The 14,555-nt window shown below is 56.0% G+C and carries 11 protein-coding genes and 1 pseudogene; 4 read left to right on the forward strand and 8 right to left on the reverse strand.

Translation table 11 applies throughout. From position 1 onward, the window contains the following. Positions 1–940: pseudogene (locus ACQUQ1_RS20610) on the reverse strand (MFS transporter); the annotation flags it as partial. Between the two features lie 229 nt (positions 941–1,169). Here ACQUQ1_RS20610 and ACQUQ1_RS20615 point away from each other — a divergent pair. The 3 genes from ACQUQ1_RS20615 to ACQUQ1_RS20625 all read left to right on the forward strand — a co-directional run bounded on the left by ACQUQ1_RS20615 (position 1,170) and on the right by ACQUQ1_RS20625 (position 3,709). Beyond that, a complete protein-coding gene (locus ACQUQ1_RS20615; RefSeq protein ID WP_435066131.1) occupies positions 1,170–1,625 on the forward strand; it encodes an NUDIX domain-containing protein in 456 nt (151 codons plus the stop codon). Positions 1,626–1,700: 75 nt separating this feature from the next. Next, complete coding sequence (locus tag ACQUQ1_RS20620) at positions 1,701–2,762, forward strand: GDP-mannose 4,6-dehydratase (protein ID WP_435066132.1); 1,062 nt, start codon at positions 1,701–1,703, stop codon at positions 2,760–2,762. Continuing rightward, positions 2,759–3,709: a GDP-L-fucose synthase family protein gene (locus ACQUQ1_RS20625; protein ID WP_435066133.1), complete on the forward strand. Its 951-nt coding sequence runs from the start codon at positions 2,759–2,761 to the stop codon at positions 3,707–3,709. Before ACQUQ1_RS20620 ends, ACQUQ1_RS20625 begins: the two co-directional genes overlap by 4 nt. Positions 3,710–4,011: 302 nt before the next feature. Here the strand turns inward: ACQUQ1_RS20625 and ACQUQ1_RS20630 are convergent, their stop codons facing one another. The 6 genes from ACQUQ1_RS20630 to ACQUQ1_RS20655 form a co-directional block, all read right to left on the reverse strand. Continuing rightward, complete coding sequence (locus ACQUQ1_RS20630; RefSeq protein WP_435066134.1) at positions 4,012–5,145, reverse strand: glycosyltransferase; 1,134 nt, start codon at positions 5,143–5,145, stop codon at positions 4,012–4,014. A gap of 1 nt (position 5,146) precedes the next feature. Continuing rightward, positions 5,147–6,421 carry a sulfatase gene (locus tag ACQUQ1_RS20635; RefSeq protein WP_435066135.1) on the reverse strand — a complete coding sequence of 425 codons (1,275 nt, stop codon included), beginning with the start codon at positions 6,419–6,421 and terminating at the stop codon, positions 5,147–5,149. Next, on the reverse strand, positions 6,422–7,264 hold the full coding sequence (locus ACQUQ1_RS20640; RefSeq protein WP_435066136.1) for a glycosyltransferase family 2 protein: 843 nt from the start codon (positions 7,262–7,264) through the stop codon (positions 6,422–6,424). 41 nt (positions 7,265–7,305) lie between these two features. After that, positions 7,306–8,583: a hypothetical protein gene (locus ACQUQ1_RS20645; protein WP_435066137.1), complete on the reverse strand. Its 1,278-nt coding sequence runs from the start codon at positions 8,581–8,583 to the stop codon at positions 7,306–7,308. A gap of 405 nt (positions 8,584–8,988) precedes the next feature. Then, the gene (locus ACQUQ1_RS20650) at positions 8,989–10,956 is read right to left on the reverse strand and encodes a DUF4838 domain-containing protein (protein ID WP_435066138.1); all 1,968 of its coding nucleotides are present in this window, start codon (positions 10,954–10,956) and stop codon (positions 8,989–8,991) included. 102 nt (positions 10,957–11,058) lie between these two features. After that, on the reverse strand, positions 11,059–12,471 hold the full coding sequence (locus tag ACQUQ1_RS20655; RefSeq protein ID WP_435066139.1) for an oligosaccharide flippase family protein: 1,413 nt from the start codon (positions 12,469–12,471) through the stop codon (positions 11,059–11,061). A 250-nt stretch (positions 12,472–12,721) separates the two neighbouring features. Here ACQUQ1_RS20655 and ACQUQ1_RS20660 point away from each other — a divergent pair, with 250 nt between their 5' ends. Next, positions 12,722–13,390 carry a class I SAM-dependent methyltransferase gene (locus tag ACQUQ1_RS20660; protein ID WP_435066140.1) on the forward strand — a complete coding sequence of 223 codons (669 nt, stop codon included), beginning with the start codon at positions 12,722–12,724 and terminating at the stop codon, positions 13,388–13,390. A 676-nt stretch (positions 13,391–14,066) separates the two neighbouring features. Here ACQUQ1_RS20660 and ACQUQ1_RS20665 read toward each other — a convergent pair. Beyond that, on the reverse strand, positions 14,067–14,555 hold a 489-nt coding region (locus tag ACQUQ1_RS20665; RefSeq protein ID WP_435066141.1), incomplete at its 5' end, for a sugar transferase.

The following is a 14,555-nucleotide window of genomic DNA, read 5'->3' on the forward strand; positions in this document are numbered from 1 at the left end:
CCGGCCGACCGTCTCGATGCGGTCGGTGACGTACTGGCTCGCGAACGACCGCGTGACGTCGGCGAGCCCGCGGGCGAGGAGGAACGTCGGGAGCGCGAGCACGGGGACGAGGTACATCCCGACCAGCGCCGCGGCGACGGGGAACGGGAGGACGAGGAACCACGTCCACACGCCGACGACCCGCTCGTTCGTATCGGTGTGGTAGCTGAGTACCGTTCCCGCGCGGTTGTGAGTGGCGCGGAACCACCCGAGTAGCGACTCGATTTGTCGGTGCCACGCCTGAGTCGATGATGGCGGTCCGGACTATCGGCTGGAGGAAGACGAACACGAGGGAGGTGACGGCGGCGTACAGCACGTAGTAGTAGAGGACGAACGCTCTGAGGTTCCGCTGGGAGAGGGCATCCCGGACGATCGCGACGGACCGACGAAGGCTCAGGTCGGCCGCGACCGAGCGTTCGTACGTCTCCGGCTCCTCCAGCGTGAGTAGCACTACCGCGCCCACCCCGGTGACGGCGGCGGCGACGAACCACGGGTACGAGAGGTCGATGCTCCCGAGGTAGCCGCCGACGACGGCCGCGCCGACTCCCACCGCGAGGGAGGCGGACTCCCCGCGGCCGCGGACCTCGGCGAACTCGTCGGCCGAGAGGTCGTCGGTGAGCGTGTCGTAGAGCCACGCGTCCTCGCTCCCCGAGCGGAAGTTGTACCCCGTCGACCAGCAGGCGTACAGCACCGCCAGCGCGGGGAACGACCCGGCGAGCCCGATCCCCACCAGCGTCACCGCGATCAGGACCGTCCCGACGAGCAACCTGGTGCGCCGGCCGATGCGGTCCCCGACGTAGCCGGTCGGGATCTCGGCCAGGACCGTCGTGAGGTTGTAGATGGCCTCCAGGATCGCGATCTGGGTGAAATCGAGCCCCTGGGCGAGAAAGAAGAGGTACATGACCGGGCGGTAGAACTCGACCGCCTTGGTGGCCTTGTAGAGGTAGTACTTCAGGACGGGCGCCGTGGTGTTGTGCCCGCGACCGGGGACCGGGACGGCCATCGGTCCCCGGTGTGGTGGCGGGGTTGAATTGCGCTCTGTTAGGTCGAGTTCGCGAGATCGTATTACTGGTGGCTCTGAAAAGAAGGAGTACGATGGTTTTTGGAAACCAGCTTTCGGATCGACCCCTATGGTTGATGAAACTCGGCAACGAATCCCCGATGACGACTGGGAGACGATAGTACGACACGTACCGATCGTCTCTGTCGACCTCATCGTTCGGGTCGATAACGGGGTCCTGCTCGGAAAACGGACCAACGAACCTGCAAAGGGAGAGTGGTTCACTCCCGGCGGTAGAGTTCACAAGTGCGAGTCCCGTCGTGATGCTGTTCACCGGGTGGCAAAGCAAGAAATCGGAATCGACGTACGGATCGATCGTCAGATCGGAACCTACGAACACATCTACGATACCGCCGACGTCGACAGTACGAACAGCAAACACTACTTGGCTACCGGTTTTGTTGTATCGCCGGAAGAGCGGCCGACCGTTGGAGACGATCAACACTCGGAATTTACTGTGTTCGACCCTCCGTTTCAGGATCTTCACCCGTACGTCGATCAGTATCTCGCCGAAGTCGATTGGTAGGATTCCTACATAGTAGCCACCTAGCGGTCGAGATCGAATTATTCATATTCGCAGGCCATCGCCCGTGTTATATAAATGGACTTGCAGTCGCGTTTCGCCGACCGGCCGGTGTTCGTCACTGGCGCCGACGGATTCATCGGCTCACATCTTACCGAGCAACTCGTCGAATTCGGGGCAGACACTCACGTGTTCGTTCGAGCGACATCAAGCGGGGAACTACGAAACATTCGACACCTCCGCGACGACATCACGGTCCACCGTGGCGATCTCCGTGACAAACACTCGGTCGAGCGCGCCATGTCTGCACTGACGGAGTACTCCGATACGATCATCTTCCACCTGGCCGCGCAGGCACACGTCGGCGAGTCCTGGGATCGGCCCTACGAAACGGTCGACACGAACGTCACGGGGACGCTGAATCTCCTGCAGAGCGTTGTCGATCTGGATCTGGATATCGCGAAATTCGACACCGCGGGAACGAGCGAGGAATACGGCGACATCGACGAGGAAGTGCAAGACCTCCACGAGTACCAGGACGACGGTCGAGTGCTGCTTAACGAGCGATCCCCCGTCAATCCTAAGTCGATCTACGCGACGACGAAGCTCGCCGCAGACTTCCTGACGATGAACTACCACGACGCCTACGGGATCCCCGGCGTCACCACGCGGATGTTCAACAACTATGGCCCGCGTCAGAATCCCAGGTACATTACGGGGACGATCATCACCCAAGCGCTGGAGCGTGATATCGTAGAGCTGGGCAATCTCCAGCCGAAACGCGACATGTGTTACGCGACGGACGGGGTTCGCGGACACATGCACGTCGCGCTCGACGGCGACCCCGGTGAAGAGTACGTGTACGGGTACGGGGAGAACATCTCGATGCGCGACTGGACCAATCTGATTCTGGACGTCGGCGCGGAGGAGGGGTACTGGGAGCGCCCCGAAATCGTCCAGCGCGACGACCGGTTCCGTCCCGGTGACAGCGACGTTGAGGAACTTCGCGTCGGGTACGAGAAGCTCCACGAGAAAACGGGATGGGAACCGAACGTCTCCTGGCGGGAGGGCATTCGTCGGACGATCGACTGGTACGCGAACAACCCCGATACGTGGTACGGACGGGTCGATTGGCGATGACGGATACGACCGACTACTGGGACGGCAAGACGGTGATGGTTACTGGGGGGGCCGGCTTCCTCGGAAGTCACCTCGTCGAGGATCTCCGTTCCCGGTCGGACTCAGTGGAAATATTCGTTCCCCGAAGCAGCGAGTACGACCTCCGGAACCGGGAGGATATCGACCGAGCGTTCGAGGACTCCGATGCGGACGTTGTTATCCATCTCGCTGCCACTGTCGGCGGGATCGGTGCGAACCGTGAGAACCCGGGTCGGTACTTCTACGACAACGCGATCATGGGTATCGAGCTGATCGAACAGGCCCGGCAACACGGTGTCGAGAAGTTCACCATTCTGGGGACGATCTGCTCGTATCCGAAGCACACGCCGGTCCCCTTCAGCGAGGAGGACCTATTCAACGGGTACCCCGAGGAGACCAATGCGCCGTACGGGATCGCAAAGAAGGCACTGTTGACTCAATCACGGGCGTACAGGAAGCAGTACGACTTCAACAGCATCTACCTGATGCCCGTGAATCTGTACGGCCCGCGTGACGACTTCGACCTGGAGACCTCACATGTCATCCCGGCGATCATCAGGAAGTGTGTCGAGGCTCGGGAACGCGGAGACGATTCGATTACTGCCTGGGGGACTGGCGAGCCGACGAGGGAGTTCCTCTACGTAAAGGACGCTGCAGACGGGATCTTGACTGCAACCGAACGGTACGACGAGTCGGAGCCGGTCAACCTTGGGAGCGGAATGGAGATCTCGATCCGGGAACTCGTCGAGACGATCGCCGATCTGACCGGATTTGAAGGTTCGATCGAATGGGATACCTCGAAGCCGGATGGACAGCCCAGGCGTCGTCTCGATACGTCGCGTGCGCGGAAGCGGTTCGGGTGGGAGGCGACGACGGAATTCGAGGAGGGGCTACGCCGGACGATTGAATGGTACGAAACCGTACGTTGACGATTCTAACGTATCCGCGGTGACAAACGCCACGGACGAATATGCCGAGTAGTCCAAACCGTGTTGATTTTGTTTCGTCTTGAACGGAAGAGGCACCTCTATGAAACGGGCGACTACCTCAAAGATATCCCCAGTGGATTTAGAGTTTTTAAGCATCCTGAAGTACCAGAATATTCGTTTTGTCTGTAAAAAGGTCGTAATCGGCATCTCCCCCTTTGACAGCGTATGTTACGCATCTTCCTCCACGTTCAAAACTGAACACGTGGCTATTGCTTCGTTCGTGTAGATATTCACAGCGTTCGTCAGTAAGATCGGAGCCGCGTCCCGGTGCAAAACGCAGCTAGCCCCATGGCGACACCCAGGTTCGCCCAGCAGTAGCTGAACACGACAGAGACCGGTGGAACGCTCCTGCTGGAGGGGACCAGATAGCCGAAGGCAGCGACAGTATAGAAGAGCGCCTGGCCCGCAACGAGCCCCCACACCACAGGCGTAGAGACTGCCACCGCCACGGAGGCGACGGCGAAGAGGACGAGCAATACCGGCACGAGGTACCGGAGCAGCCAGTAGGAAAGAGTATGAATTGCGAGAAACGCCCCATTTCGTGGGTTGAACACGGCTCGGTGATACCCCAGCGCCGACAACGCTCTGATGGTCAGCCGCCGTCGAACCGACAGCTCGGCATCGGGATCCGTCGGGAACTCTTCGGTCGCAACGGCCTGACCGGCGTGGAGTGACTTTCCACCCTGTCGAATCGCGTTAAGACCCGCCACTTGGTCGATATCCATCGTGTCGGGGACGTCGCGGTAGAACGACCGACGCATACTCATGTTCGCGCCGGACATCTTCACGAGTTTGCCGAGGCGACCCTGCTGTTCGCGCATGAAGTACTCCCAACGCCAGTAGACACTCATTCCACGACCTATGGCCCCATCATCGAAACTCCCGGTGACGAGTGTCCCGCAGACTGCACCGACATCGGGGTCGGCGTACCGGTCGACGAGCCGACGGACGCAAGACGGCTCGTAACGCGTGTCGGCGTCGGTGAACAGGATGATGTCGTTGCTCGCCCGCTTAACAGCCATATTCCGCGTCTCCGACTTGCTGCCGTCTGGATTGTCGAAGACCTCGATCGGGCCGTCGACAGCCTGTGCCTCGACGACGGTGTCGTCGGTCGATCCGTCGGAGGCGACGACGACCTCGAGTTTCTCGGTCGGGTAGTTTACTGCGAGACAGTCACGGACCCGGTCGGCGATACCGTCGGCTTCGTTGTATGCGATGACGATGATCGAGACGGGCGGGAATTCGTCGTCATCGAACGCGGGCGTTTCGCCGTGGTCGGTACGGGATGCGAGCCATGACAACACGAGCGGATACCCCGCGTAGTGCCACGCGAGCAGTCCAGTAGCGAGGGCGAGTACCGCGATCCACAGCGTCATCTCACAGATACCCGAGATCTTCGAGCCGCCCCTGCATCTCACTGTCCATCCCCTCGGCTGTCGACGCGAGTTTGTCGCCACCACCCACGTCGTGACTGTTGAGGTGAGCCGCGGTCGCGTCACGCAGCTCCGACTCGGCCTCGTGACCAGTCCCAGCGAGGTTCTCCTGCTCGCCCGGGTCCGTGGTCAAGTCGTATAGTTCTCGGTCGGCACCGTGGACGATGTACTTGTGAGTCGCGCTTCGAACTCCGACCATCACTTCGCCATCTTCTGGGTTCGTCTCGGCGATGACGTGCTCGCGAGACGGGTCGGCTGCGAGATCGATGCCAGCGAGTGAGTCCGGCACAGCGACCCCATCGACGCCTGCGAGGAGTGTGGGCACGACATCGAGGAGGCTGATCGGTTCTGGCGGCGTAACGGCTCTCGGCGTGTCAAGCACGAACGGGACGCGAGTCACCTCTTCGTAGAGCTTTGGGTGGTGGCTGAACGTGCCGTGTTCGCGGAACTCCTCGCCGTGGTCGCCCGTGAGGACGACCGTGGCGTTGTCTGTGTGAGCGTCGACGGCCTCGAATAGTGGCGAGAGATGCCTGTCGGTGTGCTCCACCTCAGCGTCGTAGGAGTCGCGGAGTCGGCGACACTCGGACTTGGTCACGGCTTCGGGCTCAGTGACAGCCTTCCGCCACAGTCGCTCCGAACGGAACTTATCACGGTAGCCTCGGTCGCGATCGAGTGCGTACGGACCGTGTGGGTCCATGTAGTGGACCCAGAGAAACACTGGTGCGTCGCCGCGTTCCGAGAGCCAGTCGACCGCCTGCTCGGTGATGGCCTCGGCAGGCTGGTACGGGAACCGGCGAAGGAGCCTGATAGCTTTTGAATAGAGCCGCGTCGCAGGTTCAGGGAGCCGGCTATTCTCGACGAACCGCAAGCCGTCGGAGAACGTATCGAACCCGCGATCGTAGCCGAAGTGGCGAGAGAGCAGCGGATTCGAGTGGAACGCGGCGGTTTCATAGCCAACGTCAGCGAGACGCTCGGTGACGGTCGAAAACTCTGTATCGTTGAGGAAGTTAGTGAAGAAATTGTGCGCGTACTTGGAGGTGAGAATTGCTGGGACGGACGCGCGGGTGTGCGAACTTGGTGCCGTTGCCGCTGTCGCTATGGTCGACTCGGCCGCGACAGCGTCCATCGTGGGAGTCGCCGGTGCTGAGTCGTCAAGGAAGCCGACACTGTCAGCCCGCAGCGAGTCGATGGTTACAAGCACGATGTCGGGGTTTCCCATTTACTCTTCCCTGTGTAGTTCGGCCGTTGAGCGTTTCGATCGTTCCCGAAGCCAGCGTTTCACAAGCCGACGGTAGCGTAGTAGCGAGAGGAATCGTCGCTGCCCCAGGGTTGATGCGAGGAGTTGTCGGCCGAGTGGCCCGGCCAGCAGCATCACCGCATCGCTCAGCCCGAATTTGTCGCCGTACAGGTAGTCGACGAACGTTCGTTCCAGATAGCGAGCGAAGGCTACTTCAGGGGAGTTCGACGCCCCGTCGACGTCGAAGTATGTGAGTACGTCATCGACGTACTGCACATCGTACAGCCCTTTGTTGCGGAGCCGAGCCCACAGCTCGTAGTCGGCCACGTAGCTGAACTGTTCATCGTAGGGATGGTTCTGGTGTATTTCGCGATCGACCAGCGTCGCCGGGTGCGGCAGGCCGGGGCCTTCCTTTCCCGGACGCCAGGGACGCCTAAGATCGAGTGACTCGCCATTGAGTGTGAGTTCGATGCGTCCTGAGACAATTATCGGTCGCTGGTTGGCAATTTCGGGTCGGGTGAGCAGGTTTTCGACGACCATGGGTGACCGGAACTGGTCGCCGGCGTTCAGAAAAATGACGTAGTCGCCGGTCGCTCGTGCGAGCCCTTTGTTCATTGCGTCGTAACGGCCTGTGTCGGGTTCTGAGAGGAGAACGTCGAACCACTCGGCCCGCTCAGTAAGCCACTCGGCCGTACCGTCGTCCGAATCGCCATCGATGACGACATGTTCGATATTGTCATACGTTTGCTCGCGAACGCTCTCGACGGTTTCCGGAAGGTCATCTAGACAGTTGTAGCAAATTGTGACGACGCTGAGCGAGAGCACATTCGAAGGATCGGTCCGTTGATTGGGCATATTTTTCGGAGTCACTCTGCTCGAAGCTCTGTCCACCGAACGAGCGCGTACGCGAACAACGCGTACGAGAAGAACTGTGACCCGAGCAGCTTGCCCGTCAGCGGCGCGAACGCGAGAATGATCGAAGCATTCGCGGCAGCGAGCGCACCCAGGTAGCTGTCGTGGCTCACCTGCCAGCCGACGTAGAGGTAGGAGACGAGCATCCCGAGGTATGCGAGTCCACCCAGCAGGCCGGTTCGGAGTACGGCTTCCCACAGGCCGGCGTGGACGAAGTGGTCTTCTCCGACCCAGGACGGGGCGCCGAACGGTGAGGAGACGACGAACGTGCTCCCCATCCCGCTCCCAAACAGGAGTTGAAGAAGGCTATCGTCGATTCGCGCCAGAACACCGAACGGTTCGGCAGCACGGCTCCCACCTAAGAGTATGAGCCGCTCGTAAAGCGAGTAGTCGCCGACAAGCGCGACCATTTTTGAACCTAAATAGCCGTACTCCCTCCACTGTTCGACTGGGATCTGGGTGGCCGAGAGGAGAAACACTATACCACCAACCACCCCCACTGCAGCGACGGCCCCACCAACGACGAACAGATCTCGGGGCCGGCTCGAGCGTACGTAGACGACCGCGAGTACGGCCGTGAGCACGGTCTGTAACAGTAGCGACAGTGACTGTGTGTAGAATACGAGTGGTACCGCGCCCACGGCGAGGAGCGGGAAACCGTAGCGAGCGACAGGGTCCCCACGGCGGAACAACCAGTAGCCGAGGACGAGGACTACCGGAAACTGGTAGACGATCCCCGGCCGCTGATTAGGCAGCAAGATGCCTGTGAGGTAGAGTCCGAGGATCAAAACAAACACGACCAGTGCCACGCGAAACGCGATCGCGAACGCGACCTCAAGCCGCTCGGAACTGTCGCTCGCGGCGTAGACGAGCGCGACCGTCGCCACGGGAACAACGAACTTGTAGAAGTCACCGAGCACGTAGCCGGTCGGATTCCCCCGTATAAAGCCGATGGTCAACGCAATGGCAGATAGCAGGATGAGCGCACTAAATGTCATCAGTATTTTACTATACGTCTTATCGAAGCGGAATTGACCATGGAAGATGGAAATGCCAGCGAGTCCCCCGAGGACCGCGCCGAACAGAAGTGCCTCGACGATCAGCTTCGTCCTGACAGCGCCTCCGGAACCGAGAATCCGGGGGACCGCGATCGTCGAGAGGTATAGCCCAACGAACAGCAGGGTGACCGCTCGCTCGCCGGTACGGAAACTACGTCTAGTTGTGGTGCTCACGGTGCCACCTAACAACGTTTTCCAGGTCGTGACGGAGCTGTACGTTCATCTTTTTCCGAGTTTGTCCCGCGTTCGAGACTTGATATCTATAATTGCGTTGTCGTACAAGAGCTTAGTGGGACGCTCGCAGTCCGTGCCGATACCGCTGACCGTCGCTGCCATGCGGATTACGACATCCAGATCGACATCACGATAGGGCCATTTCAAGATGTCTGGACCGCTGAACTTATACTCTATGTATTAGGTGACGAAGATATCCTCGTACCCGCGTTACTGAAGTCCGACAATTGTGGGAACCGCGGACTCCGCGCCGCAGGTGATAGTATATGTAGATTCTTTTTCATGGTGTGAAGCGTGTCATTACTATATCCCATTTGGGTCACATATAAGGCGTTTTCGATGACATCATGATACCCTCCAACGCCCTCCCGCTGTATCTATTTTATCCATGTATTTTTCAAAATAATTTCTCAATGTGAAGTATCCCTCGGCTTGGATTAACGAATGAGGGAGTGAATCGATATCACTATTTGATATTATCAATTCTCGAATTTCATTCCTGGCAGCGACGGCGTTCTTGAGGTCTTCCACGATCCCGTCGCTCGCATACGCCTGTAACGCATCGCGCATCCGGAAATAAAGACTAGCATAGGTTATCGGGATCTGCATCGCGCGGATGTTCCGTTTGGCAGTTTTGGTCGATGCTGCGCGTGACGCGAGACGGTAGTCCCTCTCGACTGCCGACCTAATTTCGGGTGAAAGATAGGGTCGCGCCTCTTGCATCGGATGACGATCGACCTTGTGAGGCACATTTCGCATCGCGGTCGCGAGCGTATCGTAGGCTCGTTTGGCTCTTCGCCAGCCATCACCGGCCATAAGCTTGAAATATTCGGTGAGAATATCACTAACAGAACGTGAGTGGTCCCACAGTTTCTTAGCCATTACATAAAAATGCGGCCCATACTGTCCCCACCGGTTCTCTGCCCCTTGAGAATAGAATCCGGTATACCCGTGAGTATATAAATACTCAATATCTTCACCGAGCCGATAGGCAATCGGCTGCGGAAGGGCATCTAGGGCGTACTTCACGGTGTACGCGTACATCCACGGATTCGCCGTTTTGGTGGCCCATGTACTCAATATCGACGCGAATTCCTCACTTTGGTCAGTCACGTCGGATCCGATTGGATGGGCATAATCAGCGGGTGCGTAATGACAGACAGAAACAACGACATTTCTAGGTAGCTGAGGGAATGTGACCGGAGGGTATACATAATTGATATATGCTATTGAATAAAGTAGCTTCTCGGGATGAGTTCGACGAACCCTGTTTGCTACTTTAGTGACAAACCGAAAGTAAGCTTCGGTGACTGAAAGATGGTGTCGAACTCGAGTCGGATGGCCCGCTTCAGACTGAGCAGATAGGCTGTCCTCACTACTTGCGGCTTCTGACCAGCCATAACCGTCATTAGGCGTAATGGGGCACATTTTTGCACTAGGATATTTATAGAAAAATGTGCGGACTTTATCAACGAAAGCATCGACCACACTTTCTTTCGTGACATCTATTTGGTTCTCAGAAAACCAGTTTGGATGCTCCTCTTGATAGGTTTCGCGGGGAAGAATATTGTGAAACGAATGAACAGTTGGTGCAGTCACGTATCCTTCACGTTTCGTAACCTCGGGATGGGTGCGCTGATGGACTGCAGGCCAATCGGTCTCCAAGGGCCATCGGGGAATGTGAAGACGGTTCCGAATCGCCCATCGAACATATTCTGTAGTGTGAAAATTACCCGCTATTCTGTACCCGAAATCGGGCATGGTCACGCTGTGGAGGGGGGTTATTTCGGCCGAATCGATCGAGGGAACGTGTTCTCCATCGGGGCCCGGAGAAACCCACCGTATCCCAAAGTCGCGTTCCAAGATGTCGTATACCCCGTAAAGAACACCGCGTGGTGAGGCTCCACGAACAGTCAGTTGCGATTCCTCACGCTCTATAATAAATGCTTCTTCAGCCCTTCGTCCATTACAGGGGGTGAGAGTCTCGTCGACTCTAAGAACTATTTTATGCGTGCGGGGAGAATCGTTGACCTTCCTGAGCTCGGCTCCTGTTGCGCGTTTTACGTAATGACGTAACTCATCTGCTGCAGTATGAACTGGAAGTGGCGCGTCGTTGGATACTGAGACACAGTACCCGGTTTCACCGGCGTCTACTATCGTTTGAGGCGTTCCGGTTCGTTGTGGGTCTCCGCACGTAGGATTGGGCCTGACTGCGTAACCACCTTTGGGAGTCACAGACTTCCTCTCGAGACATCCAGCCGAAGTAAAAACCACACCAGAGGAAAGTACTCGAAGGGCCTCTCGCCGGTTCATTCTTGTCCGCGATGGGAATTCGAGACGTAAATCAATACTGGGTGGGTTTTGGATCCGGATCTAATGGATGCATATAATTATTTATAATATCAAAGACAGAGGTTAGCGAAGATTATTAATTAACAAAAATATCGGCCGACGTGTTTGAGTCGGAATCAACAACCCACCAGTATATGTTGATACTCCTAAGAGTAACGCCGCCGCGAGGGTTGACCAAGAGTTAATGTCCACGAATTTAAGGAAGATTAGAAGACTGACGCCCATGCATAGGCTGGCCAGCAAATAGAATCCGAGTTCAGGCCATTCCAGACCAAAACCAACCTCACGCCGCAAAAAATATCCGTTGATTATCGCATTCACACCGAATGCTAGAGATGTAGCGCTCGCTGCACCGAAGAGGCCCAGTAGCGGAACCAGCCCGACGTTCAGAAGGACGTTTACCAACATGAAAAATACCGCCGCATACGCTGTATACCTAGGTAGATCGAGACCATAGAGAGAACGACCGATTACCCCGTTAGCTGCTTCCGGCCCTTTCCCGATCAGCAAGACGATCAATGGGATGTATCCGACAGCCGTCTCAGAACCAAATCCAATCTCCAAGAGTTGCCTACCGATGAGAGCGGCACCTACGATTGCAGGGAAAACAACTGAAAGGGCTGCGGTTGTCGATTTCTTAGTTGCATTACGAATCTTATCGAGCTCGCCAGCGAGCGACCACTCGCTGATTTGTGGAAAAAGGGCCGTGCCTATCGACTGGGAGATCAACGAAACGCCACGAGAAATCCGCCAAGCGGCCTCATAAATACTGACTGCACCGGGTGTCAGGAAGTATCCGATAACGAGTGTGTCCATCCAACTGTAAATAGCGCCTCCTATAACCGATGAGATAAATGAGTACCGCGAAAATGCAACGAGTGAACGTGCAGTATTAGTATCGGGAATCAACGGACGATAACCAATACGGAGAAATGTACTTCCCAATACGAACGTCCATCCAATCAAGAACCCGTACACTAGTCCGTGGATACCGAATCCGGCATTCACCAACAAGTAGCCGAATATGAAATAAAGAGCATCCCCGAAAAACTGGAGGACTGACGCCTCACTCACCTGAAGACTACCCCGGAGAGCGTGAAGCCCAATTCGGCTCAATTGCTGTAACCCGACAGCTATCGGTATATAAATAGCGAGTTCCGCCCCGAAATACGAATTTATAGGGGAGCGAAGAAAAAGAACTACTCCGGTAACGCACATAAGCAAGCCGCCTTTCAGGAGAACGCCGGCAGAGACGACGTGAAGGAGTTCACGTTCTGCCACCCTCTTCTGGACAGCACTTCCAATCCCAAAATCAACAAAAATTCCAAGAAAAACTATGGATGCTTCGAACAGCACAAAAATGCCAAATGCATCCAAGCCTAACTTCCGGACGAACACCGCGATAGCGAACAGTGAGATACCTGCCCTGCCGATGCGAGAAATAAAATCCACTACTACGGTGCGAGGAAGGTTCATATGGAATTGAGAGACGTGCGATAATAGTGTTTGTACAGCATTCAAAAAGCCTCTGTAATGAACCCACAGCTATGATAGACACTTTCATGAGTCGGAGAGCGACGATGCTATCATGGAAAGATTAGCCCGTCTTCAGGATGCGTACAATAGATATAGTTTCGGCGAATTGACATATCGAGGAATTATACAATCATCGCAGGTTTTGAGTTTAGTCAAATAGTCAGAACATTTTTATGAGTTTGAACTTCCGGTGTTTTGGGAGGATATCGTTACAGTCGTGCCTCCGCTTGTGGATGAATCTACATCAGAAGTTGTTGAAGTTTGGGAGGAGATCGCTGACGATCGCTCGTTCACATCCGAGATAGAAACACACCTCTCACGAACTTCAGAACGGCCAAGCATCCTACACAGTAATTGGCGCGAACTGTTATACGTATTGGTCCGGATACACGAACCTACGCAAGTCGTCGAAACAGGTGTATACGATGGTCTCAGCTCAGCATACATTCTGAAAGGATTAGAAAGGAATGGGCGAGGACAATTGATATCGATCGACATCAACGACACCACACGTTTGCCATCAGACATTGGGGATGCCGATGCGGGCTGGATAGTTCCTGATAGTCTACACCAACGGTGGGAACGACGATATGGCGACGCAATAAAACTCCTGCCGGAGGCTGTCACAGATGCTCCGCCCGAGATATTCTTGCACGACTCTTTGCACACCCGCGAGCATATGAGGTTTGAGTTAACGACAGCTGTTGATGCGATGCAAGATGGAGGAATCGTAGTTGCTGACAACAGCCGTTTCAATAACGAATTTAGGAGTATCACCGAGGAACAGTTCGACGAAGTCTCATTCTGGAAGAACACCAAGTACGCCTACAAAGATGGCGACAAATTGACGACAGGTTAGGGATCGGCCGCCTCGGATAGCAACCGTCAGTTGATCCGTACGTACGACTAATCTTCGTTTTCAGCGCACTGCTCAGTAGTCTTTTTATACCCTTGCGCCAAGACACCTTTGGCTCTAAGTCTACTTCTTCAGATAATTGATTTCATCCTACATTAGTTCCTATACGTCGCTGTCGCCGGGACGGAACCGCTCGTCGCGCTGGACGATATCCGACGAGTTTCAGTAGCCCTATTTGTTCTCCACCTCCAGCAGCCGGTTCGTCTGGTCTCGTAGTAACCATAGACGCACTCTTCGTTAAGATCTCTTTTTGACACCACGTAGATATGGGCAAGAACACCTTCGTGCATGACGTTGTCTGGTCGTCGTCTTCGTGGTCTTGCTGTTCAGGGAGGCGCAAGATGAGAAGATTGACGGTTTCATCGTCGGCTTAGAAGGCGAATAAGGCCTCTTGATCCAAGACAGTGTCTCCTTCATATTGTTTTTTGTCTACAAGTCGGAACCCATCAAACACGCGTAATTCCGACAAATAACTCCGTGGACGACACTATCTGTCTTTGCTACCGTCTACATTACGTCTATATTCTAAAGTGCATAGATGAGAATACAACCAGATATAAAAATTAAAATTAATTATACATAATTTAAAATATTTTATGGATTATCAAGGGTAATGGCTTCAGTTCCGGATATTCACCACAACTTCCACTCCAATCTTCCACACCTGCCTCGTTACCAATTTCATATCGTACCCGAATGACTGGTCCCGCACGTACTCGATATCATACCGCAACTTCTCCCGCGGCTCCACACCTGTCACCCCGCTCACCTGCGCCGGCCCAGTCAACCCCGGCTTCACGAACCACCGCTTCTGCCACTCCACAACCCCAGTCTGGATATCCGAGTCCAGCTCGGGGCGCTCGGGCCGCGGACCGACAACGCTCATATCACCACGCAACACCGACCACAACTGTGGGATCTCGTCCAGGTGCGTTCGCCGCAACACGCGACCCACGTCCGTCACCCGCGGATCAATCCCCCCGTCATCCTCATCACTGATCGTCGCGCCCGTCTCCGCCTCCGCGTTCTCGACCATCGACCGGAACTTGTACACGTCGAACGTCTCCCCGAACACGGCCGTCCGCTCCTGCTTGTACAGCACCGACCC

Source organism: Halobaculum sp. EA56, from assembly GCF_051195075.1.
Taxonomy (GTDB): domain Archaea; phylum Halobacteriota; class Halobacteria; order Halobacteriales; family Haloferacaceae; genus Halobaculum.